The 24155-nt window shown below is 60.7% G+C and carries 27 protein-coding genes; 12 read left to right on the top strand and 15 right to left on the bottom strand.

The genetic code is table 11. The annotated features are described in order from the left end of the window. Window positions 1–259: 259 nt before the first annotated feature. The 5 genes from AC3WQN_RS19245 to puuE all read right to left on the bottom strand — a co-directional run bounded on the left by AC3WQN_RS19245 (window position 260) and on the right by puuE (window position 4788). Window positions 260–1561: a urate hydroxylase PuuD gene (locus AC3WQN_RS19245; RefSeq protein ID WP_103400767.1), complete on the bottom strand. Its 1302-nt coding sequence runs from the start codon at window positions 1559–1561 to the stop codon at window positions 260–262. Between the two features lie 50 nt (window positions 1562–1611). Continuing rightward, window positions 1612–2115, bottom strand: coding sequence for an ureidoglycolate lyase (locus AC3WQN_RS19240; protein ID WP_007898831.1), 504 nt, complete (start codon window positions 2113–2115; stop codon window positions 1612–1614). Between the two features lie 148 nt (window positions 2116–2263). Then, complete coding sequence (alc, locus tag AC3WQN_RS19235) at window positions 2264–3259, bottom strand: allantoicase (RefSeq protein WP_095078355.1); 996 nt, start codon at window positions 3257–3259, stop codon at window positions 2264–2266. A 90-nt stretch (window positions 3260–3349) separates the two neighbouring features. Next, window positions 3350–3865, bottom strand: a complete 516-nt coding sequence (gene uraD, locus AC3WQN_RS19230; protein WP_103400768.1) for a 2-oxo-4-hydroxy-4-carboxy-5-ureidoimidazoline decarboxylase — start codon at window positions 3863–3865, stop codon at window positions 3350–3352. Beyond that, window positions 3862–4788: an allantoinase PuuE gene (gene puuE / locus AC3WQN_RS19225; RefSeq protein ID WP_103400769.1), complete on the bottom strand. Its 927-nt coding sequence runs from the start codon at window positions 4786–4788 to the stop codon at window positions 3862–3864. The genes uraD and puuE overlap by 4 nt, the downstream gene beginning before the upstream one ends. A gap of 408 nt (window positions 4789–5196) precedes the next feature. Between puuE and uraH the strand changes: the two genes are divergently transcribed. Then, window positions 5197–5577 (top strand): hydroxyisourate hydrolase, encoded by a 381-nt coding sequence (gene uraH / locus AC3WQN_RS19220; RefSeq protein ID WP_178081913.1) that lies wholly within the window; start codon window positions 5197–5199, stop codon window positions 5575–5577. 168 nt (window positions 5578–5745) lie between these two features. Here the strand turns inward: uraH and AC3WQN_RS19215 are convergent, their stop codons facing one another. The 7 genes from AC3WQN_RS19215 to AC3WQN_RS19185 all read right to left on the bottom strand — a co-directional run bounded on the left by AC3WQN_RS19215 (window position 5746) and on the right by AC3WQN_RS19185 (window position 11227). Next, a complete protein-coding gene (locus AC3WQN_RS19215) occupies window positions 5746–6372 on the bottom strand; it encodes a LysE family translocator (RefSeq protein ID WP_103400770.1) in 627 nt (208 codons plus the stop codon). A 97-nt stretch (window positions 6373–6469) separates the two neighbouring features. Continuing rightward, window positions 6470–7819 (bottom strand): NCS2 family permease, encoded by a 1350-nt coding sequence (locus AC3WQN_RS19210; RefSeq protein ID WP_095078350.1) that lies wholly within the window; start codon window positions 7817–7819, stop codon window positions 6470–6472. Window positions 7820–8453: 634 nt separating this feature from the next. Continuing rightward, window positions 8454–8825 carry a glutathione S-transferase N-terminal domain-containing protein gene (locus tag AC3WQN_RS19205; protein ID WP_103400771.1) on the bottom strand — a complete coding sequence of 124 codons (372 nt, stop codon included), beginning with the start codon at window positions 8823–8825 and terminating at the stop codon, window positions 8454–8456. 103 nt (window positions 8826–8928) lie between these two features. Next, window positions 8929–9474 (bottom strand): GTP cyclohydrolase I FolE, encoded by a 546-nt coding sequence (folE, locus tag AC3WQN_RS19200; protein WP_095078348.1) that lies wholly within the window; start codon window positions 9472–9474, stop codon window positions 8929–8931. Window positions 9475–9551: 77 nt separating this feature from the next. Beyond that, window positions 9552–10109 (bottom strand): Smr/MutS family protein, encoded by a 558-nt coding sequence (locus AC3WQN_RS19195; protein WP_095078347.1) that lies wholly within the window; start codon window positions 10107–10109, stop codon window positions 9552–9554. Window positions 10110–10184: 75 nt separating this feature from the next. Next, the gene (locus tag AC3WQN_RS19190) at window positions 10185–10505 is read right to left on the bottom strand and encodes a hypothetical protein (RefSeq protein WP_103400772.1); all 321 of its coding nucleotides are present in this window, start codon (window positions 10503–10505) and stop codon (window positions 10185–10187) included. Between the two features lie 131 nt (window positions 10506–10636). After that, a complete protein-coding gene (locus AC3WQN_RS19185) occupies window positions 10637–11227 on the bottom strand; it encodes a cysteine hydrolase family protein (RefSeq protein WP_095078345.1) in 591 nt (196 codons plus the stop codon). A 239-nt stretch (window positions 11228–11466) separates the two neighbouring features. Between AC3WQN_RS19185 and prmB the strand changes: the two genes are divergently transcribed. Next, window positions 11467–12375 (top strand): 50S ribosomal protein L3 N(5)-glutamine methyltransferase, encoded by a 909-nt coding sequence (prmB, locus tag AC3WQN_RS19180; protein WP_095078344.1) that lies wholly within the window; start codon window positions 11467–11469, stop codon window positions 12373–12375. A 146-nt stretch (window positions 12376–12521) separates the two neighbouring features. Here prmB and AC3WQN_RS19175 read toward each other — a convergent pair whose 3' ends face one another. Continuing rightward, entirely contained in the window at window positions 12522–13313 is a 792-nt protein-coding gene (locus tag AC3WQN_RS19175; RefSeq protein ID WP_103400773.1) for a hypothetical protein, read from the bottom strand. A gap of 99 nt (window positions 13314–13412) precedes the next feature. After that, window positions 13413–14423 (bottom strand): alpha/beta hydrolase, encoded by a 1011-nt coding sequence (locus AC3WQN_RS19170; protein WP_103400774.1) that lies wholly within the window; start codon window positions 14421–14423, stop codon window positions 13413–13415. 79 nt (window positions 14424–14502) lie between these two features. Between AC3WQN_RS19170 and aroC the strand changes: the two genes are divergently transcribed. From aroC to mtnC, 5 genes are all read left to right on the top strand, one after another. Beyond that, window positions 14503–15594 carry a chorismate synthase gene (gene aroC / locus AC3WQN_RS19165; protein WP_095143950.1) on the top strand — a complete coding sequence of 364 codons (1092 nt, stop codon included), beginning with the start codon at window positions 14503–14505 and terminating at the stop codon, window positions 15592–15594. Between the two features lie 28 nt (window positions 15595–15622). Next, a complete protein-coding gene (locus tag AC3WQN_RS19160) occupies window positions 15623–16774 on the top strand; it encodes an MFS transporter (RefSeq protein ID WP_178081914.1) in 1152 nt (383 codons plus the stop codon). Beyond that, window positions 16771–17397 (top strand): methylthioribulose 1-phosphate dehydratase, encoded by a 627-nt coding sequence (locus AC3WQN_RS19155; protein WP_103400775.1) that lies wholly within the window; start codon window positions 16771–16773, stop codon window positions 17395–17397. Before AC3WQN_RS19160 ends, AC3WQN_RS19155 begins: the two co-directional genes overlap by 4 nt. A gap of 93 nt (window positions 17398–17490) precedes the next feature. After that, entirely contained in the window at window positions 17491–18036 is a 546-nt protein-coding gene (locus tag AC3WQN_RS19150; protein WP_095143948.1) for a 1,2-dihydroxy-3-keto-5-methylthiopentene dioxygenase, read from the top strand. Between the two features lie 4 nt (window positions 18037–18040). After that, a complete protein-coding gene (gene mtnC, locus AC3WQN_RS19145) occupies window positions 18041–18724 on the top strand; it encodes an acireductone synthase (RefSeq protein ID WP_095078338.1) in 684 nt (227 codons plus the stop codon). A 55-nt stretch (window positions 18725–18779) separates the two neighbouring features. Here mtnC and AC3WQN_RS19140 read toward each other — a convergent pair whose 3' ends face one another. Further along, a complete protein-coding gene (locus AC3WQN_RS19140; protein ID WP_095078337.1) occupies window positions 18780–19058 on the bottom strand; it encodes a DUF3509 domain-containing protein in 279 nt (92 codons plus the stop codon). Between the two features lie 418 nt (window positions 19059–19476). Between AC3WQN_RS19140 and AC3WQN_RS19135 the strand changes: the two genes are divergently transcribed. The 5 genes from AC3WQN_RS19135 to speE all read left to right on the top strand — a co-directional run bounded on the left by AC3WQN_RS19135 (window position 19477) and on the right by speE (window position 24050). After that, window positions 19477–21315, top strand: a complete 1839-nt coding sequence (locus tag AC3WQN_RS19135) for a long-chain-acyl-CoA synthetase (RefSeq protein ID WP_103400776.1) — start codon at window positions 19477–19479, stop codon at window positions 21313–21315. A 97-nt stretch (window positions 21316–21412) separates the two neighbouring features. After that, window positions 21413–21931, top strand: coding sequence for an ankyrin repeat domain-containing protein (locus AC3WQN_RS19130; RefSeq protein ID WP_103400777.1), 519 nt, complete (start codon window positions 21413–21415; stop codon window positions 21929–21931). A gap of 262 nt (window positions 21932–22193) precedes the next feature. Continuing rightward, window positions 22194–22724, top strand: a complete 531-nt coding sequence (locus AC3WQN_RS19125) for a hypothetical protein (protein WP_103400778.1) — start codon at window positions 22194–22196, stop codon at window positions 22722–22724. A gap of 72 nt (window positions 22725–22796) precedes the next feature. Next, window positions 22797–22988 (top strand): PLDc N-terminal domain-containing protein, encoded by a 192-nt coding sequence (locus AC3WQN_RS19120; protein ID WP_103400779.1) that lies wholly within the window; start codon window positions 22797–22799, stop codon window positions 22986–22988. A 186-nt stretch (window positions 22989–23174) separates the two neighbouring features. Further along, window positions 23175–24050, top strand: coding sequence for a polyamine aminopropyltransferase (speE, locus tag AC3WQN_RS19115; protein ID WP_103400780.1), 876 nt, complete (start codon window positions 23175–23177; stop codon window positions 24048–24050). The last annotated feature ends 105 nt before the right edge of the window (window positions 24051–24155 follow it).

Here is a 24155-nt window from a genome sequence, read left to right as displayed (position 1 = left end):
AAAAGCCCGCTAATCACGTAATGCTGTTCAGTTAACGATAGGGTTGCTCAATACATCCCCGTGGCGAGCGAGCTTGCTCGCGCTGGGCTGCGCAGCAGCCCCAAAAACTATCGCCGAGTTCGTTCAGAAAGACCGCAGTCACTTTGTTGGGTGCGCTTCGCGCCCCAGCGCGAGCAAGCTCGCTCGCCACGAGTCTCTCACTCGCTTCAAGCGTTTCTTAACTGAACCGCATTACGCTAATCACGGGCTTTTGCTGCATTTATTTGGTCCGCGCGCCCTGTGCGATCCAGGCGCCGATCAGGTCACGCTCCTGCTGGGTCATCTGGGTGATGTTGCCCAGTGGCATGATCTGGGTGGCCACGGCCTGGGCCTGAATGCGCGCGGCGTTCTGGCGGATCTGTTCCGGGGTATCGAACATCACGCCAGCCGGTGCCGCGCTGAACAGCGGGCTGGTGGGCTTGGCCGAGTGGCAGACCGAGCAACGTTCCTGGATCACGCTGTGCACCTTGTCGAAGGCAGGGCCTGCATTCGATGCCTGGGTCGGCTCCGGCGCAGGGGCAACGGCTGGTGCGGCTTCAGCGGGTTTCGCGCCACCACCGACAGCGGTTTCCGGCAGCGGCTGGTACTCGATCTTCGCCGCAGACTTGGCCACGTCGGGGTTCATCATCGGCGCAGGACCGGTGACGTACGCCAGGCTGATCATGCCCACGGCTGCCACCGGCAGGGTCCAGGCAAACTTGTGGCTGTCGTGACGGGTGTTGAAGTAATGGCGTACCAACACGGCCAACACGGCGATCCCGGCCAGGATCAACCAGTTGTACTGGCTGCCGTAGGTGCTCGGGAAGTGGTTGCTGATCATGATGAACAGCACCGGCAAGGTGAAGTAGTTGTTGTGACGCGAACGCAGCAGGCCTTTGGCCGGCAGGGCTGGATCCGGCGTGCGGTTCTCGGCGATCGCCGCTACCAGGGCACGCTGAGCCGGCATGATGATGCGGAACACGTTACCCACCATGATGGTGCCGATGATGGCGCCAACGTGCAGGTAGGCACCCCGACCACTGAACACTTTGCTGAAGCCGTAGGCTGCGCCGATGATCAGTACGAACAGGATCCCACCTAGCAGGGCAGGGCGTTTGCCCAGGGCCGAGTCGCACAGGAAGGAGTAGACGAACCAGCCGACGAACAGCGAGCCGAGGCCCAGCAGTACCCCTTCAGGACCGCTCAGGCTGCTGCCTGGGGCCAGCAGGTACAGGGTCGGGTTGGAGTAGAACACCACGCACAGCAGTGCGACCCCCGATAACCAGGTGAAGTAGGCTTCCCATTTGAACCAGTGCAGGTTGTCCGGCATGGTCGGTGGAGCCAGCTTGTATTTTTCCAGGTGGTAGATCCCTCCACCGTGAATCGCCCAGAGATCGCCGGCCAGGCCGCTCTTCGGGTTGACCCGGTTGAGGTTGTTCTCCAGCCAGACGAAATAGAACGACGCGCCGATCCAGGCCACGCCAGTGATCATGTGAACCCAGCGCACGCTCAGGTTCAGCCATTCCAACAGATGTGCTTCCACAGTCTTTACCTCTCGCCTGTCACTCTGTTATCGAGTGATCAGACCTTCTCTTATTGGTGGGGGGCAAGGATCAAACGCTCATCCTCTTTGAAAAAATGCTCATCGCAGTTATTGCCTGTGCCACTGCGATCAACCACCAGGAAGTCATCCCGCTTTTCGATCGTCAGCACCGGGTGGTGCCAGACGCCGCGATGGTAATTAATGCCCTGCCTGCCGTTGGTGACGAAGGCGCGGACCAAGCCTGATACAGGTTCATCGCCAAGTGGCGCGACCACGATCAGAAAGGGGTTGCCGAGCAGCGGAATGAAAGCCTGGCTGCCCAGCGGATGGCGCTCCAGCATGCAGACGGTCAGCGGCATGTCCTGCGCGTCGGCGCGGAAGATGCTGATGATCGCCTTATCCTCTGGCGTGGCGGTTTCGACCGTCGCCAGTTTGTGAAAGCGCATGGTCGAACCGTTGTTGATCATGAAGTGATCGCTGCCGTCGGTTTCGATGACGTCACCGAAAGGGGCGAAGGCTTCTTTGGTCAGCGGTTCAATCGTCAATGTGCGCATGCTGGTCTTCTTACCTTGAATTCGTTGTTGTCTGTTCTGCTGTTTGTGGCGAGGGAGCTTGCTCCCGCTGGAGTGCGCAGCGCTCCCGTTTTTTTGGGGCCGCTTCGCAGCCCAGCGGGAGCAAGCTCCCTCGCCACAGGTTCAGTGCTTACTTGGCGACCTTGCCCAGTACGCGCAGGCGACTCACACCACCGTCCGGGAACACGTTCAGGCGGATGTGGGTGATCGGGCCCAGGGCCTTGATCTGCTCGGCGAAGGTGTGTTCGGCGTGCATTTCCAGCTTCTGGCTTGGCAGCAGTTCACGCCAGAACAGCGACTGGGTTTCGATCTGGCTGTCGGTGCCGCCCTTGACGAACGCGCCCTGGATCGAGCAGGTGTCCGGGTAGTTGCCCTTGAAGTGCAGGGTGTCGACGACGATTTTTTCGATCTCGCCCGGATGGCCCAGCGCGACGATGACCCAGTCATTGCCCGGGGTGCGACGACGGGCGGTTTCCCAGCCATCGCCCATGTTGATGCCACGGCCCGGGTTGAGGATGTTGCTCATGCGGCCAAAGTGTTCATCGGAGCAGGCCAGGGCGCGACCGCCGTTCAGGGCGGCAGCCAGGTCAACCTGCTCGTTGTCGCCCACCGCCGACCAGTCGCGGAACGGAACGCCATACACGCGCAGACGGGCTACGCCACCGTCCGGGTAGATGTTGAAGCGCAGGTGGCTGAACGCCTGGTCGTTGTTGATTTCGTGGTAGTGGTGGCTGTTGCCTTGCAACTCGACGGCCGACAGCACTTCAACCCACTGGGTGCTTTCGTTCGGCTCGCCGCTCGCCAGGAAGCAGGCTTCCAGGGAGGCAGACGGCGGGAAGTTGCCGGTGAAGAATGAAGTATCGATGTCCACGCCCTTGATCGAGCCCGGTACGCCCAGGCGGATCACCGCGCTGTCGTAGCCTTCGAAGCGCTTGCGGCGCGACTCCCAGCCGTCCATCCACTTGCCGTTGTCATCGAACACGCCCTCCTTCCATACGGCCGGGGTCGGCTGGAACAGACGGTTGGCATCGGCGAACCAGTCATCGGTGACCGAGATGATTTTGGTGCCCAGACGGGCGTCGGCCAGGTTGACGAACTTCTCGAAAGGTACGGCGTAAGCTTTCATTCTTCTTGTCTGCCTTTAAGTAAGTGGCTTGGGATGCTTGCAGGGCCCGGAGTGAATTCGGCGTTCATGAATTCACGAGGGCCAGGCTTGCTATAGGGTCAGTAATCGGAACAGGGCGATCTTGTTGATCTCCGCCAGCGCGCATTTGAACTCGATGTCGACCGGGTTGTGGATGCGCGTTTCGAACGCTGCGAGGATCTGATGCCGGTTGCTGCCTTTTACCGCCATGATGAAGGGAAACTTGAACTTGGCTTTGTAGGCATCGTTCAGCTCGGTGAAGCGTTGAAACTCTTCGGCCGTGCATTGGTGGATACCGGCGCCGGCTTGTTCATTGGTGCTGGCTTCGGTCAATTGGCCCTGGACGGCCGCACGGCCTGCCAGGTCCGGGTGAGCGTTGATCAGGGCCAACTGGCGGTCATGATCGGCGCTCAACAGGATGTCGCTCATGCGCTGGTGCAGGGTTTCGATCTCGTCGATCGAAGCGTCCTGGCCCAGGTCGAAGGCCTTTTCGGCGACCCATGGCGAGTGTTCATAGATATCGGCGAAGGCATTGACGAACGCGTCGCGGCTCAGGGTCGATGGCTTCAGGGTTTGGAAGTGGCTCATTGTGCAGGCCCTTGGTACGGGTGGGTTTCATGCCAGTGACGAGCGATGTCAACGCGACGGCTGAACCACACCTGTTCATGACTTCTAGCGTATTCGAGAAAACGCTTGAGCGAGGCCAGGCGCGCCGGACGGCCGATCAGGCGGCAGTGCAGGCCGATCGAGAGCATCTTCGGGGCCTCGGCACCTTCGGCGTACAGCACATCGAAGGCGTCCTTGAGGTATTCGAAGAAGTCGTCGCCCTTGTTGAAACCCTGGACCTGGGTAAAGCGCATGTCGTTGGTGTCCAGGGTGTACGGGATCACCAGGTGCGGCTTGCCAGTCGGGTTGTTCGGTTCCCAGTAGGGCAGGTCGTCGTCGTAGGTGTCGCAGTCGTAGAGGAAACCGCCTTCTTCCATCACCAGCTTGCGGGTGTTGGGGCCGGTACGACCGGTGTACCAGCCCAACGGACGCTCGCCGGTGATTTCGGTGAGGATGCGGATGGCTTCGAGCATGTGCTCGCGCTCTTGCGCTTCGTCCATGTACTGGTAGTCGATCCAGCGGTAGCCGTGGCTGCAGATTTCGTGACCGGCCTCGACCATGGCGCGGATCACGTCTGGATGGCGCTGGGCGGCCATGGCGACGGCGAAGACGGTCAGTGGAATGTCGAATTCCTTGAACAGTTTCAGGATCCGCCAGACGCCGGCACGGCTGCCATACTCGTACAAGGATTCCATGCTCATGTTGCGCGCGCCTTGCAGCGGCTGCGCCGAGACCATTTCCGAGAGGAAGGCTTCCGACTCCTTATCACCGTGCAGGATGTTGCGCTCGCCACCTTCCTCGTAATTGAGCACGAAGGACAGGGCGATGCGGGCATTGCCCGGCCAGTGTGGGTGGGGAGGGTTACTGCCGTAACCGATCAGGTCGCGTGGGTAATCAGCGCTCACTGCAGTCTTCCTTCTTGTTCGAGTTTGCTTATTCGCGATAAGGGTGGTGTGGCGGCCTGGTGGTGAGGTGACAGGCTGACGTCACAGCGATGGAATGATTGTATACAACTTTATGTGCGCTTTGTAAGCCTGAATTTTTGCATTTTTCACCAACTGTCATCTTCAGGTGGTACTGCAATAAACCTGCCTGAGTGGTCAGCTATTAGATGATGGGTCGTTGCAGCGCATGGTTTGGCGGATGATTGGTATGAAAGCCCGGTTGGTCGGGGTGCGTAGAAAAATGTCGTTTTTATTGTGTACAATTTTTTTGAAAAGTGTCTTAATCAGTCGCTCGCCGCCGCTTTCGGTACTCCGAAAGGGTGCGGTCTCCTTTTTAACTGACTCCGGGAGGCGCGAAGCCTGGCTGCTGTGCATGCAAGCAGGCGCGCAGAATCAATGGGACGTTTGACTACACACGTTTTGGACGCAGCACACGGTTGCCCGGGCAGCTCGATCAAGGTCGAGTTGTACCGCGTTGAAGGTTCGCAGCTGGAATTGGTCGCCAGCGCACTGACCAACAGCGACGGCCGTTGCGATGCGCCTTTGTTGCAAGGCGATGACTACCGCTCCGGGGTCTATCAGCTGCAGTTTCATGCCGGCGACTACTACCGCGCTCGTGGTGTGCAGCTGCCGGAACCTGCGTTTCTGGATGTGGTGGTGCTGCGCTTCGGCATCTCGGCAGAGCAGGATCACTACCATGTGCCGTTGCTGATCTCGCCGTATAGCTATTCGACCTACAGAGGAAGCTAGATCTCCCCCAAGAATCTGCGCAAAAAGCTTCTTTGGTCTTTCGCCCGCTCACACTGCGGGCTTTTTTTCGTCTGTGGAAATGTAGTGCCTGGACCGTCGCTTTTGCTGGCAAGCCAGCTCTACAGGTATTGCACAGGTCCTGTAGGCGTTGGCTTGCCAACGATGCTCTTAGCGGCTCAACAGCGATGCAGCACCCGCTCCGCTGAACAACCCGGCACTGACCCGGTTGAACCAGCTCTGACCCTTGCCGCTCCGCAGGTAGTGCGCCGCGCCGTGGGCACCCAGGCCGTAGGCCAGCTTGCAGCACAGGTCGAGCACGGTCCAGGTAAGGATCATGATCAGCAACTGCGGCAGGAAGGGTTGTTGCGCCGTGAGGAACTGCGGCAGGAAGGCGGCAAAAAACAGGATGTCCTTCGGATTGCTCGCGCCCAGTACAAACGCGCGTCCGAACAGCGCCCGAAAGCGCGGGACCGCTGCCGCTTGCGGGACTTCAGTGGCGTGAGCCGGTTGCCGTGACTGCTGCCAGCTTTGCCAGGCGAGGTAGAACAGGTACAGCGCACCGACAATCTTCAGGGCGCTGAACAGTTGCTCCGATGCCAGCAGCAGGGCGCCGAGGCCCAGCGCCGATGCGCTCAACAGGCAGATCGAGGCGAACACCCCGCCGAGAAACGCCGGGTAGGAACGGCGCAAGCCGTAATTCAGGCTGTTGCTGATCATCAGCAACGACAAGGGGCCCGGGATCAGGATGACCACCAGGGCAGCGCCGCTGAACAGCAGCCAGGTTTCCAGACTCATTACTTTCCTCCTTATGTGCAAAAGCCCCACCCGACCGGGTGAGGCGTTTAAAGCACCAGGCTGCGAGCGTTTCGCCGCAGCCGACAGTGCGTCCTACCTACAAGAAAATGAACTTGGCGATGAAGATCGCGCACAGGACCCACAGGCTGACCGAGATTTCCTTGTGTTTACCGGTACCGGCCTTGAGCACCACGTAGGTGATAAAGCCCAGGGCGATACCATCGGCTACCGAAAAGGTCAGCGGCATCATGATTGCGGTGACGATCGCTGGAATGCTGTCGGTGGCATCGCTCCATTTGATGTGCTCCATGCCGCCCATCATCAGCATCGCCACATAAATCAGTGCGCCAGCGGTGGCGTAGGCGGGAATCATCCCGGCCAGCGGTGCGAAGAACATCGCCGCAATAAATAGCACGCCAACGGTTACCGCGGTAAGACCTGTCCGACCACCCGCAGCCACGCCCGCGGCGCTTTCTACATAGCTGGTGACTGGCGGCACACCGACCACCGCGCCAAATACGCTGGAAGCACTGTCGGCTTTCATGGCTCGGGAGAGGTTTTCGATCTTGCCGTCTTCACCGACCAGATTGGCACGCTGGGCCACGCCCATCAGGGTACCGGCGGTGTCGAACATGTGCACGAAGAGGAACGCCAGCACCACGCTGATCATGCTGACGTTGAACACGCCGGCAACGTTCATGGCCATCCAGGTCGGGGCCAGGCTGGGTGGAGCGGACATGATCCCTTCGTAATGCACCAGGCCCAGGCCCCAGCCGGCCAGGGTCACAGTGATGATACTGATGAGGATTGCACCGAACACGCGGTGGTAGCTCAGTACGGCGATCATCAGGAAGCAGATGGCCGCGAGCAGCGGGCCGGGCTCGCGCAGGGAGCCGAGTTTGATCAAGGTCGCCGGGCTGTCGACAACGATGCCGGCGGTTTTCAAACCGATCAGCCCGAGAAACAGGCCCACACCGGCACCCATGGCGAAGCGCAGGCTGACCGGAATACTGTTGAGCAGCCATTCACGGATCCGGGAGAACGTCAGAATCATGAACAACACACCGGACACGAACACTGCGCCCAGTGCGGTTTCCCAGTTGTAGCCCATGGTGCCGACCACGGTGTAGGTGAAGAATGCGTTCAAGCCCATGCCCGGCGCCAGGCCGACCGGCCAGTTGGCGTACAGGCCCATCAGCAGGCAACCGAGTGCCGCGGCGATACAGGTCGCGACGAAGGCGGCGCCGTGGTCAATCCCCGCATCGGCCATGATGTTGGGGTTGACGAAAATGATGTAGGCCATGGTGATGAAGGTAGTAAGACCTGCTATCAGCTCGGTCTTCACCGTGGTGCCATGCAAGCTGAGTTTAAACAGGCGCTCCAGCCAGCCAGTGCGTAAAGGCGGCGAGAGATCCAGCGTCGATGCTTCGGATTTGCGGCTTTCCACAGCGAGTACTCCTCAAGAGTTTTATTGTTATTTCCAGAGCCGGACACGCAAGGAGGGCAGCGGCTCTTTGAGGCACTTGCGAATTTGTTGACTATTAGGTCAGGAACTCGCACGAAGCGAATTATGCTTTTGTATACAAAGAAAGCAAATAATGTTTTTGATTTTGTCGACGAAAAGATCGGCAATAGGGATATATCGCCGGTCTAGACGTGTTTGCTGTGGGGGCGGGCGGCGCTTCGGTGCCCGCGAAAGCGCCAGAACAGGCGTCAGAAATGCTCAGTCTATCGATGCTGGTGTTTTCCCCGGCGCCAGGCCCAGGCTGCGCAGGCGGCTGAGGGGAGGGCGGAAACGAATAAACCGGCCAAAGGGCTAATGCCGATCAGTTAAGTCAAAGACCAGCCGAACATAGGACCGTGGCGAGGGAGCTTGCTCCCGCTGGGGCGCAAAGCGGCCCTCTTTTGGGGCTGCTACGCAGCCCAGCGGGAGCAAGCTCCCTCGCCACGGGTTTCGTGTTCGGCTTTGTTTTTCTTAACTGACCGGCATTAGGCCAACGGACCGGTTTATTGTTGTCTGAAATGTGCGGTGTCCGGGCCGTCCGGCCGATTCCCGCAGACGTCAGTGCACCGCAGCGTTATCAGGCTGCCGCGAATCGCTTGTCCAGATACTCGATGATCACCTTGGACTCATACATCCAGGTGGTCTGGCCGTTTTCTTCGATACGCAGGCACGGCACCTTGATCTTGCCGCCTTGATCCAGCAGGGCCTGGCGATCCTGTTCGTTGTTCTTCGCATCACGCAGGGCCACCGGCACATTCAGGCGGCGCAGGGTGCGGCGGGTTTTCACGCAGAACGGGCAGGCGTGGAACTGATACAGGGTCAGGCCTTTGGCGGCCTTCTCGACCTGGGCTTGAGCGGCAGCCGGGCGCTGCTTCTTGCTTGGGCGGGTGACGAAATCGATGAAGATGATCAGCTGGCCGAGGCCGACACGAAGCGCTTTGACTAACACGGGACAAGCCTCACGGGGCGAAGTAGAAAGGCGCGCAGCTTACCTGATTTTTCGCAGGCGAAAAAAAACCGGCGATGAATGCCGGTTTTCTTCGTGCTGCGCGTTACTTGATCAGGCTGAGAAACTCGCTGCGGGTGGCCGCGTTTTCGCGGAACTCGCCGAGCATTACCGAAGTGATCATCGTCGAGTTCTGTTTCTCCACACCGCGCATCATCATGCACATGTGTTTGGCTTCGATCACGACGGCAACGCCCAGGGCACCGGTGACCTGCTGGACCGCATCGGCGATCTGGCGGCTGAGGTTTTCCTGGATCTGCAGGCGGCGGGCGTACATATCGACGATCCGCGCGACTTTCGACAGGCCCAGTACCTTGCCACTCGGAATGTAAGCGACATGCGCCTTGCCGATGAAAGGCAGCAGGTGGTGTTCGCACAACGAGTAGAGCTCGATGTCCTTGACCAGCACCATTTCGCTGTTGTCGGAGCTGAACAAGGCACCGTTGGTGACTTCTTCAAGCGATTGTTCATAACCGCGGCAAAGGTACTGCATGGCTTTGGCGGCACGCTTGGGCGTGTCGAGCAGACCTTCGCGGGAGACGTCCTCGCCCAACTGGCCGAGGATCGCCGTGTAATTCTGTTCCAGGGACATGAAACTACCTGTGGGATTTTACGCAAAGGGCAAGGGTACGGTGGCCGGCACGGCGCTGCAAGCGCGACGCGTCAGCTTTACTCGTCGCGACCTTCCATCATGGTGCGTTTGAGCATCACATAAACTGCTCCGGCGCCACCATGTCGGGCCTGGCAGGAGGTGAAGCCAAGCACCTGCGGATGCTGGCGCAGCCAGGTGTTGACGTGACTTTTGATCATCGGCCGTTTGCCATCCAGGCGGACAGCCTTGCCGTGGGTCACGCGCACGCAGCGGATTTCGAATTTTGTCGCTTCGGCGAGAAACGCCCAGAGTGTTTCGCGGGCCTTTTCGACGTTCATGCCATGCAGGTCGAGGCTGCCTTCGAACGGGATCTGCCCGATCTTGAGCTTGCGCATCTGGCTTTCCTGCACACCGTCACGCGCCCACATCAACTCGTCTTCCGGGCCGACGTCGATCACGAACTGGTCGGACAGGCCGTCTACCGCGGCAACGTCGGTACGGATGGTCGCCGCTTGACGCAGCTTGGCAATCTGCGCGCGGTCAGCCTTGGGTTTGCCGGTTTCGGCGCGATCGTGCTTGATCGGCTTGACGCCTTGGATCGCGCTTTTGAACAGGGAAAAATCGTCGTCTTGCATGTCAGCCTCCGCGAAGGGCGGCCAGTTTACCCAAGTCGAGGTGAATCGGGCGCGTCAAAACGCAGTGGGCGCGACTCAATCATGTTTTTTCATCAAGTGCGGCGCCATGTTCAGCCCGCTGGGTTGACGCATCCGGCGCCGGCAGCGACGCCACAGTGCAACGCCTGCGTAGAGCAGGAACAGGCCCAGCCCGAGAACCACCGCCGCGCCCGCCGGGCTGGCGTTCAGTTCACCCAGTGCGGGCGGGTGGCCCAACAGGCTGGCGGCACCGGCCATTGCCAGCAGCACGCCGAACGCGGCGAGCAGGGCAGAGCAGGCTGCGGCGATGCGAAAGCGCCAGTTGCGCGGCCCCTTGGGTCGCAAGCGGCGAGCGTCAAATCCATCGGATATCTTCATTCCGATCTTCCTCAATGGGTATCGGCCCTTCGACCGGGAGATGACCGGGTGGTTCCTGAGGCTAATTCAATTATAGGGAATGAGAGACCTTTGCGGATGAGCGGCGCCAAGGGCCGCTCATTCCAGGGCGATCAGATCAGGTCTTTGGTCAGCGCCAGGGTGGCGAAGTTGTCCGCCATGATCGCCATTTCGGTCTGCTGAACGTGCTCGGCACTCAGCACGCCGCCTTTGAAAGGCAGGTCCCGGGTGGCGCAGGCATCTTCGACCAGGGTGCAGCGAAAGCCCAGGTTTTTGGCGGCACGCACGGTAGTGCTGACGCTGGAATGACTCATGAAACCGCACACGATCAGGTCCAGGGAGCCGAGGTCTTGCAGGCGCTTTTCCAGCGGCGTGCCGTGGAACGCGCTCGGCAGCAGTTTGCCGATGATGGTTTCGTCGGCCAGGGGTTCCATCCCGGGAATGAACTCACCGCGTTCGCCCTGCGGGTCGAATAGGCCACCGACGGTGCCCAGGTGACGGACATGCACGATCGGTCGACCGGCGGAGCGGGCGGCCGCAAGCAGTTGCTTGATGTTGTCGACGGCAGCATCCATGCCGGACAGGGCCAACGGGCCGCTGAGGTACTCTTTCTGGGCATCGATGATCACCAGCGTCGCGTGAGCCAGGTTGGCTGGCGCGTAACCACGACCGCTGAGTTGAAACATCGTCTTTGGAACGGACATTCGGGGGCTCCTTCGAGTGGGGCTTTTGCGCCATTGTCCTCTGGCTGAGCGGTTATGTGAACCGCTACCATCGTAGGCACCGTCGTTGCTGGCCTGCAGACTCTCAAGAGCCGGGCGGATGTTCAATACAAAAGCTGAAAGTACGGATTAATCCTACTTCGGCGCCATTGATTTTCTTGCATCGTCGGTGCCGGTCAAGGCTGGTAGAATCACCAGTCGTTTTTTCAGGAGTTTACCCCGTGATCACTTCCCGTCTGCGCACGTTGCGCGACCATATTCGTTGGGCCGTCAGTCGTTTTCATGGGGAGGATCTGTTTTTCGGCCATGGGACCGACAACGCCTGGGACGAAGCCCGACAGTTGGTGCTGGGCGCGTTGCACCTGCCCTGGGAAATCGCCGACAGCTATCTGGACTGCGCGCTCGAAGAAGACGAACTGGTCAATCTGCAACGGTTGCTCAAGCGGCGTATCGACGAGCGCATCCCGACCGCCTACCTGTTGGGTGAGGCTTGGTTCTGTGGCATGTCGTTCATCGTCGACGAACGTGTCTTGATCCCGCGTTCGCCGATTGGCGAGCTGATCGAAAACCGCTTCACGCCGTGGCTGGGCACTGAACCGGCGCGCATTCTCGACCTGTGCACCGGTTCCGGCTGCATCGGCATTGCCTGCGCCTACGAGTTCCCGAAGGCCGAAGTGGTGCTGGCGGACCTGTCGTTCGAAGCGCTGGAAGTGGCTAATCAGAACATTGAGCGCCATGGCGTCGATGAGCGGGTGTACACCGTTCAGGGCGATGGCTTCGACGGTTTGCCCGGGCAGCGTTTCGACCTGATCGTGTCCAACCCGCCCTACGTGGACGCCGAGGACTTTGCCGATATGCCGGACGAGTACCAGCACGAGCCGGAACTGGGCCTGGCCTGCGGCGACGATGGCTTGAACCTGGTTCGGCGGATGCTGGCCGAGGCGGCCGATCACTTGACCGAGAAAGGTTTGTTGATCGTTGAAGTGGGCAACAGCCAGGTGCACGTCGAGGCGTTGTACCCGGAAGTCGACTTCGCCTGGCTGGACTTCGAGCGAGGCGGCCATGGCGTGTTCATGCTCAGCGCCGAGCAATGCCGTGAGCATCAGGCGTTGTTTGCTGCCAGGATTTAACACGGTCAACGTGGCGAGGGAGCTTGCTCCCGCTCGAGTGCGAAGCGCTCGCAATCCTGTTATCTCATTGCTGAGACAGAGGGGCTGCTGCGCAGCCCAGCGGGAGCAAGCTCCCTCGCCACAAAAATCACCGCGACCAGCGGTTTCTAGCGGTGCGTAGCAATCCAGATCAGCAATCCCGCCTGGAACACCGAAAACGCCACCAGACAGGTGATGGTGAAGCGCAGTCCGGTGTCTTCGCGTTTGTACTGGCTGACTTTCTCTTCCTGCTTTTGCAGTTTGACTTCCTGTTCGGCCAGGTTCTGCTCGGCTTGCTGCAGCATCTGCGCGGCTTCGAGGATCTCCACGAACTGCAGCTTTTCGGTGTTCCAGTCGGCGAGCAGGTCGCCGACCTTGCCGGCCTTGACGCTGCCTTTCAAATGCTGGGCATCGGCGTAGACCACATCAAAACCGTGTACCCGCAGGAAGTGATCGCGGCGCAGGCGGGTGTCTTCGTTGAGGGCGTCCTTGTTGTTCAGGTCGACACCGTCAACGGTGTAGCTCGACCATTTCTTCTTGGCCCAGGTGATGCCCTGAGCCGCCAGGAAGCGGCCAATGCCGCGGTTCATCGGCTCGACCTGCAGGCCGTTGGCTGGCTCGAAGTGCACGCGTCGGGCCTCGTGATCAACCCAGACATCCAGGTGGTTCTGCTCTTTGCGTACCCGCTGGCCGGGCAGGGCGATGCTCATGCGCAGCAGGCTGCGTTCGTGGTTGTTGCGCTCGGCGTAGCCGAATTCCACAAAGCGCAATGGCCGCCCGCCGGTCGCCCGGTCGGTTTTCAGCGGCGCCAGGCGCAGCATTCTGTGGTGCTCGGGCTGGACGTCCGGCCACGGCAGCTCAACCGCTTCTGTGGCCGTTGCTGCTGGCGCGGTGTCGGGTGAATTCTGGGTATCAGTCATAGCGGTGAGGTCCTGTCCAAGCGCTGCTTGTCGACCGTTCATCAACGGTCGACATCGGCTTATCGGCCGCTTTTTCCAGGACTGGAGGGTAAAACCGGCTTAACTGGGACGAAGTCCGTCAATAAAGCTGAGGATGCGCGAGCCAAGTTCGGCGGCCAGGGGCAGTTGCGGGTCCTTGTAGGAGGCCACTTGCCGCTTGACGTCGATGGGTACGATACGCATTACGTGGTTCATGCCCTCGATCACCGCCAACTCAGCGTCGGGTTTGGCGGCCTTGAGCATCTGTGCATCACCGACACTCACCTGGATGTCGTGGCTGCCCTGGACGATCAGCGCCGGCATTTTCAGCCTGGCGAAGGCCGCGGCCGGGTCCTGGCGAAACAGGCTGATCAGGTATGGTTGCACGCTGGGGCGGAAGATCACTTGCAAGGCGGACGGGACATTGTCATCCACCTGTCCGGCCTTGAGGCTGTCCAGCAGTTCGTTACTGCGCAGCATCAGTTGCGGGGGCAAGCGGTAACTCAACTGCTGGCGCAGGATCTGGTCCACCGGCCTGGCACTGCCGGCCACGGAGATCAGCCCGGCGGCATCCACCTGAGGCGCGGCGAGCGTGGCAATCAGCGCACCTTCGCTGTGCCCCAGCAGGATCAACGGCCCCAGGCGCGGGTCGGTCTTGAGTTTCTGGCCCCAGGCCACGGCGTCCGCCACGTAGGCCTCAAGGGTCAGGTTGCGTTCGTCCGGGGTGGCCGCCAGGCTCGCCGCCACGCCACGCTTGTCGTAGCGCACGCTGGCGATGTTGTGTTTGGCCAGGACCCAGGCCAGGCGCTTGAGGCTGTCGTTTTTGCCGCCTTCCGGGTTGTTGCCATTGCGATCCGTCGGACCCGACCCGGAAATGATCAGAACCACCGGCACCGGGGCGTCGGATTTTGGCAGCAACATCGAGCCGAACAGCTCGCCGTTGCCGGTCTCCAGGCTGATGGGGCGTTGCAGGACGGTGGCCTGGACCACACTGGAAAGCAGGCCGGTAAACAGGGTAAGGCTCAAGGCTATTACTCGAAGCATCATCTCGCCATCATTCACAAGGTGTCGGTTGGACTCACGGGCACCGATAAGGTTCGAGGATGAACTACTTGGTGAGCCTGCGTATACTGGCGCGCACTTAGTTCAGCGATTTCACGGAGCGCCCTGCATGTCCGGCAATACCTACGGCAAGCTGTTCACTGTCACCACCGCGGGCGAAAGCCATGGTCCGGCGTTGGTCGCCATTGTCGACGGCTGCCCGCCGGGCCTCGAGTTGTCCCTGGATGACCTGCAGCGCGACCTGGACCGGCGCAAGCCGGGCACCAGCCGCCACACCACCCAGCGTCAGGAAGCCGACGAAGTCGAAATCCTCTCCGGCGTGTTCGAAGGTCGCACCACCGGGTGCTCCATTGGCCTGTTGATCCGCAACACCGACCAGAAGTCCAAGGACTACTCGGCGATCAAGGACCTGTTCCGCCCGGCCCACGCCGACTACACCTACCACCACAAATACGGCGAGCGCGACTATCGCGGCGGCGGCCGCAGTTCCGCCCGCGAAACCGCCATGCGCGTGGCCGCCGGGGCGATTGCCAAGAAATACCTGGCCACCCAGGGCATCGTGATCCGTGGCTACATGAGCCAGCTGGGCCCGATCGAAATCCCGTTCAAGACCTGGGACTCGGTCGAGCAGAACGCTTTTTTCAGCCCGGATCCGGACAAAGTGCCCGAGCTCGAGGCGTACATGGATCAACTGCGCCGCGACCAGGATTCGGTTGGCGCGAAGATCACCGTGGTGGCCGAAGGCGTGAAGCCGGGTCTGGGCGAGCCGATCTTCGACCGTCTCGATGCCGAACTGGCTCACGCGCTGATGAGCATCAACGCGGTCAAGGGCGTGGAAATCGGCGCCGGTTTCGCCAGCGTGGCCCAGCGCGGCACCGAGCACCGCGACGAGATGACCCCTGAAGGGTTCCTCAGCAACAACGCCGGCGGCATCCTGGGCGGCATTTCGTCCGGCCAGCCGATCGTTGCGCACCTAGCCCTCAAGCCCACGTCGAGCATCACCACGCCGGGCCGTTCGATCGATATCCACGGCAATCCGGTGGAGGTCATCACCAAGGGCCGTCACGACCCGTGCGTCGGCATTCGTGCTACACCGATTGCCGAGGCCATGATGGCGATCGTGCTGATGGACCACCTGCTGCGCCATCGCGGGCAAAACGCCGACGTGCGCGTCAGCACTCCGGTGCTGGGCCAGCTGTGAAGCCATGCCCTGACGTCGCTGCGGTCTGATGGCCGTGGCGGCACTCCCGTACTGGCGGCTCTCCAGCTTTTATCTGTTCTATTTCGCCTTGCTCGGTTCGACTGCGCCTTTCCTGGCGTTGTACTTCGATCACCTGGGTTTTTCCGCTGCGCGCATTGGCGAGCTGGTGGCGATTCCGATGCTCATGCGCTGCGTCGCGCCCAATATCTGGGGCTGGCTCGGTGACTACACCGGCCGGCGCCTGGCCATCGTGCGCTTCGGCGCGGTCTGTACGCTGCTGACGTTCTCCCTGATTTTCATCAGCAAAAGCTACGCCTGGCTGGCGATGGTCATGGCCCTGCATGCGTTTTTCTGGCACGCGGTGTTGCCGCAGTTCGAAGTCATCACCCTGGCGCATTTGCAGGGTCAGGCTGCACGCTACAGTCAGATCCGTTTGTGGGGCTCGATCGGCTTCATCATCACCGTGGTGGCGTTGGGGCGGCTGTTCCAGTGGCTGAGCCTGGACATCTACCCGGTGGCGCTGGTGCTGATCATGGCCGGGATCGTCGTCAGCAGCCTGTGGGTGCCGAACGCGCAGCCGGCGCAAGGCAATCGCCCGGCCGGGGAGGGTTTCCTCAAGCAACTGCGCAGCCCCGGCGTGCTGGCGTTTTACGGGTGCGTGGCGCTGATGCAGATGAGCCACGGGCCCTATTACACTTTCCTGACCCTGCACCTGGAGCATCTGGGCTACAGCCGTGGCGTGATCGGCCTGCTCTGGGCCCTGGGCGTGGTGGCCGAAGTCTTGATGTTCTTGTTCATGAGCCGGATCCTGGCGCGGTTCTCGGTGCGCCGGGTGTTGATGGCGAGTTTCCTGTTGGCGGCCTTGCGCTGGTTGTTGCTGGGCTCATTCGCGGAATTTTTGTGGGTGCTGCTGTTCGCGCAGATACTGCACGCGGCGACCTTCGGCAGCTTTCACGCCGCTGCCATCCATTTCGTGCAACGTAGTTTCGGCGCCCGCCAGCAAGGGCAGGGCCAGGCGTTGTACGCGGCACTGGCCGGTATCGGCGGTGCATTGGGTGCGTTGTATTCCGGTTACAGCTGGAACGCCATGGGCGCCACCTTGACCTTTAGTATTGCCAGTCTCGCAGCCCTGGCTGCAGCCGTTATCATTGCCACACGCATGCAAGAGGACAGGCCATGAGCCTTACCCGTGAACACCTCGCCCAGCAAATCATCGACGCCGGGCGTTTTCTCTATGGCCGCGGTTGGTCGCCGGCCACCAGCAGCAACTACTCGACGCGGCTGTCGGCCAGCGAAGCGCTGTTGACCGTTTCCGGCAAGCATAAAGGCCAACTGGGCCTGGATGACGTGCTGGCCACCGATCTGGCGGGCAACAGCCTGGAACCGGGCAAGAAGCCGTCCGCCGAAACCCTGCTGCACACTCAGCTGTACAGCTGGCGCCCGGAGATCGGCGCGGTGCTGCACACCCACTCGGTGAACGCCACAGTGCTGTCGCGCCTGACGCCCCAGGACTGCATCGAGTTTGAAGACTACGAACTGCAAAAAGCCTTCAGCGGCGTTTCAACCCACGAGTCGCGCGTGCAGGTGCCGATCTTTGACAACGATCAGGACATTGCCCGCCTGGCGGCCAAGGTGCAGCCTTGGCTGGACGCTCACCCGGAGTGTGTCGGCTACCTGATTCGCGGGCATGGCCTCTATACCTGGGGTGCCGGCATGAGCGATGCCTTGCGCCAGATCGAGGCTTTTGAATTTCTGTTCGAGTGCGAGCTGAAAGTGCGCTCGCTGACCCACCGTCAAGGCTGACTTCACTGAAGTCGCCCACCGCCTGATGAACCGCGCTGCCCAACCGGTCTGTAGAAAAACGGACGGCAGCGCCGCTAACGAGGAATCGCCCGCATGAGCAGCCTGTCTGTTTACCACGTCTCAAGTCCTGACCTGCCAAACAAGGTCCTGACCCACTTTGACGACATCGCTTCGACCCTGGCCGAACAGGGTGTGCGCTTCGACCGTTGGCAAGCGGCGGCGAAGATCCAGCCCGGCGCGAGCCAGGAAGAGGTGATTGCGGCCTACCAGGTGCAGATCGACCAGCTGATGACCGAGGGCGGCTACGTCACCGTCGACGTGATCAGCCTGAACAGTGATCACCCGCAAAAAGCCGAGCTGCGGGCCAAGTTCCTTGAAGAACACCGGCATGGCGAAGACGAAGTGCGGTTTTTCGTGGCCGGGCGCGGCCTGTTCACCTTGCACATCGACGACTACGTGTACGCGGTGCTGTGCGAGAAAAACGACCTGATCTCGGTCCCGGCCGGTACCCGGCACTGGTTCGACATGGGCGAACACCCGCACTTCGTGGCGATCCGTCTGTTCAACAATCCCGAAGGCTGGGTGGCCAACTTCACCGGCGACGACATCGCCGGCCGCTTCCCGCGCCTGGAGGATTGAGCACATGACCATCAAAGCCATTCTGACTGACATCGAAGGCACCACCAGTGCGGTGAGCTTCGTGTTCGATGTGTTGTTCCCCTATGCCGCCCAGCACCTGCCGGCGTTTGTCCGCCAGCAGGCGCAACGTGCGGACGTGGCTCTACAGCTGGACGCGGTGCGCCAGGACAGTGCCGAGCCCGATGCCGATGTGGAGCGAGTCATCGAGATTCTGTTGGGCTGGATCGCCGAAGACCGCAAGGCCACGCCGCTCAAGGCGTTGCAAGGCATGGTCTGGGAGCAGGGCTATCAGGCCGGGCAGTTGAAGGGGCACGTGTACCCGGACGCCGTGGATGCGCTGAAACGCTGGCACGACGCAGGGTATCAACTGTTTGTTTATTCCTCGGGATCGATCCAGGCGCAGAAGCTGATCTTCGGTTGTTCGGAGGCGGGCGACCTGACACCGCTGTTCAGCGGTTATTTCGACACCACGTCCGGCCCCAAGCGTGAAGCGCAGTCCTACCAGCGCATTGCCCAGGCCATTGGCTGTGAGGCGGCGCAGATCCTGTTCCTGTCCGACATCGTGCAGGAACTCGACGCCGCCCGCGAGGCCGGTATGGCCACCCGTGGCCTGGTGCGCGAAGGGGGGGAGCTGGCCGGGCATGTGAGCGTCACGACCTTTGCCCAGATCGATCCGGCGCACCTGTGACGTAAAAAGGGCGGCCAGGCGCAACGCCTGGCCGCCCAACGGGAAGCGGTACTGCTCAGGCCGAGTAATAGGTCGGCAAGGCGAAGCGCTGCTGGCTCTGCAGCATGGATATCTGTGGCAGCTCACTGGCCTGCTCGGCCAAGTCGCGACGTATGGCGCTGATTGCCCAAGACAATTGATCGCCGGCATGCAACTGGGCATAGGAAATCGAACGCTTGAACTCTCTGCCGTCGCTGCTGCGCAAGGTCAGCAAAATGCCGCCATCGGGACGCTCCTGTGTCGTGACGTCGAAGTGGGAGAACAGCGAGGAAAACTTCTCTTGGATCAGGTCCATGTCTATCAGCTCCGTGTGTGCATGAAGGGCCACGTGGAGTGATAGGTGCACCGATTGTGCCAGCATTCAGTTTTTATAAAGTTCTTATAAATCAATAGGTTAATAAGCTCTCTGATTTTTGGTTTCGTGCATTTTGCATGAGTGGCCATCGTGCATCCTGCATTTTGCGCGGAGCGCGGCGGGCGCTGTCATTCATTCCCGCGTCATTGCCGATGACGCTCTCCCGGATACAAAACATTTCAAAAACCGCGTGTACAGCGACAGAACCGCTGGCGTACTTTTTGGCCTGCAGCCAGGCGTCCGTGGGTTTTCCTGTCGTTTTCCGTACCGGGATGAAGTTGCCCCGAACACCCCGTCATGCATGTTCGCCCGACAATAACAAAACAGGCCCGACGCAGTGGGTCATACGGGAGCAACCATGAGCAGCACGCACAAGGACATGATTACCTGGGGCATGATGCTCCGTAAGTTACCGTCCATCGTCAAAGCCCTGCCACGGGTGGTCAAGGGGCTCAAAGTCGCCAACGTCAAACAGCCGGACCAGCCCTGCGGCCTGGCGTTTACCTTTGAGCAGGCAACGCAGCGCAACCCCGAGGGGCCGGCGTTGCTGCACGGCACGGTCAGCCTCAGTTATGCCCAGGCTAACCAATGGGCCAACCGGATCGCCCATCACTTGCATGCCCAGGGTATCGGCAAGGGCGACGTGGTCGGGATCTTCATCGAGAACCGTCCGGAACTGCTGGTCACGGTACTGGCCGTCGCCAAGCTCGGCGCCATCAGTGCCATGCTCAATACTTCGCAAACCCAGCAGGCGCTGGTGCACAGTGTGAATCTGGTCAACCCGGTGGCCATCGTGGTCGGCGGGGAACTGGTCGAGGCTTATTCGGCGATTCGTGACCGGGTGTCGATCGATGCCGCCAGGACCTGGTGGGTGGCTGACCAGGATACGTCCCGGGACCCCGGACAGGTGCCAGCCGGCTTCATCAACCTGATGCGCGTCAGTGCCGACGGCTCAAGCGAAAACCCGCTCAGCAGCCAACAGGTGTACCTCGACGACCCTTGCTTCTATATCTACACCTCCGGCACGACCGGGTTGCCCAAGGCCGGCGTGTTCAAGCACGGTCGCTGGATGCGCTCGTCCGCCAGCTTCGGCATGATCGCGCTGGACATGGCCCCCGGGGACATCGTCTATTGCACCTTGCCGCTGTACCACGCCACGGGGCTGTGCGTGTGCTGGGGTTCGGCGATCAATGGCGCGTCGGGCTTTGCCATTCGGCGCAAATTCAGCGCCAGTCAGTTCTGGAACGATGTGCGCAAATACCGGGCGACCACCATCGGTTACGTCGGTGAGTTGTGCCGTTATCTGATCGATCAACCGGCCTGCGCCGACGACCGTGATAACCCGGTGGTCAAGATGGTCGGCAACGGCCTGCGCCCCGGCGTCTGGAGCGAGTTCAAGCAGCGCTTCGGGATCAACCACATATGTGAACTGTATGCCGCCAGTGACGGCAACATCGGCTTCACCAACATTCTGAATTTTGACAACACCATCGGTTTTTCGCTGATGTCCTGGGAGTTGGTCGAATACGCCCACGACGGTTGCGCGCCGATCCGCAACAGCAAGGGCTTCATGCAGAAGGTCGGCAAGGGGCGGGAAGGCCTGTTGCTGGCAAGGATCGATGACAAGGCGCCGCTGGACGGTTACACCGACCCGCAGAAAACCGCGAAGGTCGTGCTCCATGATGTGTTTGAAAAGGGCGACCGCTACTTCAATACCGGCGATTTGCTCAGGAACATCGGCTTCGGCCATGCCCAGTTCGTCGACCGTCTTGGCGATACCTACCGTTGGAAGGGTGAGAACGTCTCGACCACCGAGGTCGAAAACATCCTGCTGCAGCATCCGCATATTGCCGAGGCAGTGGCCTACGGCGTGGAAATCCACAACACCAACGGTCGGGCGGGGATGGCGGCCATCACGCCGGCCGAATCCCTGGCCACCCTGGATTTTGGCGAGTTGCTGAGTTTCGCCCGGGCGCAAATGCCGGCGTATGCCGTGCCGTTGTTTTTGCGGGTGAAAGTGAAAATGGAAACCACCGGGACCTTCAAGTACCAGAAGACCCGCCTCAAGGACGAAGCCTTCGATCCGGGAAAAACCGGCGACGATCCGGTCTATGCCTGGTTGCCGGGCTCTGACACCTATGTGCAAGTCACCGAACAGGTGTTGGCGGATATCCATGGCGGCAAGTTTCGTTATTGATTCTGGCTATGGCCGCAGGAGAGAAAAAAGGGGTGACAGGTGCAAGGCCGCTTGAGGACACTAGCGGCTTTGCGATTGACCGAATGTGGAGCCCCCAATGTCAGACAAATCCCGCCAGATGACCCCGGAAGAAGCCGCGGAGTTTGCCGAACAGGTATTCAACAAGGCCCGCGACGGCGACGCGGCGATGCTCGCCGCACTGCTGAGCAAGGGCCTGCCACCGAATCTGCGCAACCACAAGGGTGACACCTTGCTGATGCTGGCCGCCTATCACGGTCATGTCGATGCCGTGAAAGTGTTGCTGGAGCACAAGGCCGATCCGGAAATTCGTAACGACAATGGCCAAAGCCCGATTGCCGGGGCTGCCTTCAAGGGCGACCTGGACATGGTCAAGGTGCTGGTCGAAGGTGGTGCCGAGGTGGAGGGTTCATCCTTTGACGGGCGCACGGCATTGATGATGGCGGCGATGTTCAACCGTCCGGCCATCGTCGACTACCTGATCAGCCAGGGGGCCGACCCCAAGGCCAAGGACGCCAACGGCATCACCGCACTGGAAGCGGCCAGGACCATGGGCGCGACCGACACCATGGCGCAGTTGCAGAAACTGCTGGGCTGATCACTTCACTGGAGTGAGTGAGATTTTGTGGTGAGGGAGCCTGCTCCCGCTAGGCCGGGCTGGCGCTCCAGCGCGAAGCTACCCTGAGTTCTGAAAATCGGTGGTATCTGACACTCCGAGTGTTCCCGTTTACGGCTGCTACGCACCCGAGCGGGAGCAAGCTCCCTCGCCACGGGTAGGTGCCCTGACTTCTGGTCTCGGTATCTGCCTTGGAGTGCGTTATCCTTCGCGCCCTGACATTCCCCACGCCACAGGATCCGCCATGAAAGCCGCACTCATCGAACTCATCAGCAAAATCAGCTCCGGCTGCATGAGCGAGGCGCAGATTGTGCAGATCGCCGACGAAGCCACCCAGGCTTACGCCGATCCAGACGCCTTTCTGGCGGCCAATCCGGATATCAACTACGACGACACTTTCCCGATTCCGCTGGGTGAGTGGGTGGTGGTGGGCAGTTTGCCGGACACCGTGCTGTTCCAGGCCGACACCTACATGGACCTGTTCGCCCAGATCGTCGCTTCGTTCGGCCCGGATGTGGCGTTCAACATCAAGCCCAAGCAACTGGCCAAGACCGAAGCGCTGACGGCGCTCAACCGTATCCAGATACAGATGGGCAGCATGAACCCGGAAAACGGCGGCTACACCCTGATGAACCTCAGTCAGCCGCTCGATGACGAGATCCAGGCCGTGCTGGTCTTCGGTAAAGACGTGGAGCGGGTACTGGAACTGTGTACCGAGGCCGGCATCAGCGCGGCGCCGTCCCTGGAAGCATTGAAAGTGGCGATCCACGTTTAACGCGCAATAAAACGGAGCCCTCGCAGGACCCGGCTATCCTGAGGGGGAATGCCTTCTTTCGGGAGCGACACCATGGGTTCCACCTTCAATAGCCTGGTTGGCCTGATTATCCTGGCGCTGGATATCTGGGCGATCCTCAACGTGTTCAAAAGCAGCGTCGGGGCCGGGACGAAAATCATCTGGGTCGTGGTGATTCTGGTCCTGCCGGTGCTGGGCCTGATCATCTGGGCTATCGCGGGGCCAAGAGGCAACGTGAGGATCTGACGGCGTTGGCAAAGCCGGCACAGTTCCCCTGCGCAAGCATTGGAATTGTCTTCTGTCTGACTAAGGTTCGACCTGTCATGTTCCGCGTCGTAGAATGCGCGCCTTTGCTGGCCAATCGAGCTGATCGATTGGCCATCATGGGCGGGTAACCGTCCGTTGCCACCAGCATTCACCGGGGGACTTCCCATGAGCACCAACACGACCAACGACTACCTGGAAACCCTCTACGAAGGCTACGGCCAGCGTTTTCGCATGGACAAGCTGCTGCACGAAGTGCGTACCGAGCACCAGCACCTGGTCATTTTCGAAAACCCGCGCATGGGCCGGGTCATGGCGCTGGACGGTGTGATCCAGACCACCGAAGCCGACGAATTCATCTACCACGAGATGCTCACCCACGTACCGATCCTCGCCCACGGCACCGCCAAGCGCGTGCTGATCATTGGCGGTGGCGACGGTGGCATGCTGCGTGAAGTGGCCAAGCACCGCAGCGTCGAGCACATCACCATGGTCGAAATCGACGGCACCGTGGTCGACATGTGCAAGGAATTCCTGCCGAACCACTCCAAGGGCGCCTACGATGACCCGCGCTTGAACCTGGTGATCGACGACGGCATGCGTTTCGTGGCCACTACCCAGGAAAAGTTCGACGTGATCATCTCCGACTCCACCGACCCGATTGGTCCGGGTGAAGTCCTGTTCTCGGAGAACTTCTACCAGGCCTGCCACCGTTGCCTGAACGACGGCGGTATTCTGGTGACCCAGAACGGCACGCCGTTCATGCAACTGGGCGAAGTCCAGACCACCGCCGGTCGCCTGCGTAGCCTGTTCGCGGACTGGCACTTCTATCAAGCGGCCGTCCCGACCTACATCGGCGGTGCCATGACCTTTGCCTGGGGGGCGAAAAACACCGCCTACCGCAAGCTGTCCCGCGAAACCCTGCAGCAGCGTTTCGCTGGCAGTGGCATCGTCACCCGTTATTACAACCCGGAAATTCACATCGGCGCGTTCGCCTTGCCGCAATACGTGCTGCAAGCAGTGAACAAGCCAAGCAATGATTAAGCGGTAACGATGAAAAAGGGCCTTGCGGCTAATGCCGATCAGTTAAGCCAAAGACCAGCCGAACATAGTACCCGTGGCGAGGGAGCTTGCTCCCGCTGGGCTGCG

Source organism: Pseudomonas sp. FW300-N1A1 (assembly GCF_058789115.1).
The sequence above is the reverse complement of the archived record's forward strand: the minus strand, read 5'-3'. Positions and strand labels throughout refer to the sequence as shown.

Bases quoted from the DNA above. Each gene is read 5' to 3' on its own strand.
- AC3WQN_RS19160 (WP_178081914.1), top strand. From the start codon at position 15,623: ATGGCCGTGGCGGCACTCCCGTACTGGCGGCTCTCCAGCTTTTATCTG.
- AC3WQN_RS19215 (WP_103400770.1), bottom strand. From the start codon at position 6,372: ATGAGTCTGGAAACCTGGCTGCTGTTCAGCGGCGCTGCCCTGGTGGTC.
- alc (WP_095078355.1), bottom strand. From the start codon at position 3,259: ATGAAAGCTTACGCCGTACCTTTCGAGAAGTTCGTCAACCTGGCCGAC.
- AC3WQN_RS19240 (WP_007898831.1), bottom strand. From the start codon at position 2,115: ATGCGCACATTGACGATTGAACCGCTGACCAAAGAAGCCTTCGCCCCT.
- AC3WQN_RS19185 (WP_095078345.1), bottom strand. From the start codon at position 11,227: ATGTCCGTTCCAAAGACGATGTTTCAACTCAGCGGTCGTGGTTACGCG.
- aroC (WP_095143950.1), top strand. From the start codon at position 14,503: ATGTCCGGCAATACCTACGGCAAGCTGTTCACTGTCACCACCGCGGGC.
- AC3WQN_RS19155 (WP_103400775.1), top strand. From the start codon at position 16,771: ATGAGCCTTACCCGTGAACACCTCGCCCAGCAAATCATCGACGCCGGG.
- AC3WQN_RS19190 (WP_103400772.1), bottom strand. From the start codon at position 10,505: ATGAAGATATCCGATGGATTTGACGCTCGCCGCTTGCGACCCAAGGGG.
- AC3WQN_RS19175 (WP_103400773.1), bottom strand. From the start codon at position 13,313: ATGACTGATACCCAGAATTCACCCGACACCGCGCCAGCAGCAACGGCC.
- AC3WQN_RS19150 (WP_095143948.1), top strand. From the start codon at position 17,491: ATGAGCAGCCTGTCTGTTTACCACGTCTCAAGTCCTGACCTGCCAAAC.
- AC3WQN_RS19125 (WP_103400778.1), top strand. From the start codon at position 22,194: ATGAAAGCCGCACTCATCGAACTCATCAGCAAAATCAGCTCCGGCTGC.
- mtnC (WP_095078338.1), top strand. From the start codon at position 18,041: ATGACCATCAAAGCCATTCTGACTGACATCGAAGGCACCACCAGTGCG.
- AC3WQN_RS19135 (WP_103400776.1), top strand. From the start codon at position 19,477: ATGAGCAGCACGCACAAGGACATGATTACCTGGGGCATGATGCTCCGT.
- AC3WQN_RS19140 (WP_095078337.1), bottom strand. From the start codon at position 19,058: ATGGACCTGATCCAAGAGAAGTTTTCCTCGCTGTTCTCCCACTTCGAC.
- AC3WQN_RS19195 (WP_095078347.1), bottom strand. From the start codon at position 10,109: ATGCAAGACGACGATTTTTCCCTGTTCAAAAGCGCGATCCAAGGCGTC.
- speE (WP_103400780.1), top strand. From the start codon at position 23,175: ATGAGCACCAACACGACCAACGACTACCTGGAAACCCTCTACGAAGGC.
- AC3WQN_RS19130 (WP_103400777.1), top strand. From the start codon at position 21,413: ATGTCAGACAAATCCCGCCAGATGACCCCGGAAGAAGCCGCGGAGTTT.
- uraD (WP_103400768.1), bottom strand. From the start codon at position 3,865: ATGAGCCACTTCCAAACCCTGAAGCCATCGACCCTGAGCCGCGACGCG.
- AC3WQN_RS19120 (WP_103400779.1), top strand. From the start codon at position 22,797: ATGGGTTCCACCTTCAATAGCCTGGTTGGCCTGATTATCCTGGCGCTG.
- folE (WP_095078348.1), bottom strand. From the start codon at position 9,474: ATGTCCCTGGAACAGAATTACACGGCGATCCTCGGCCAGTTGGGCGAG.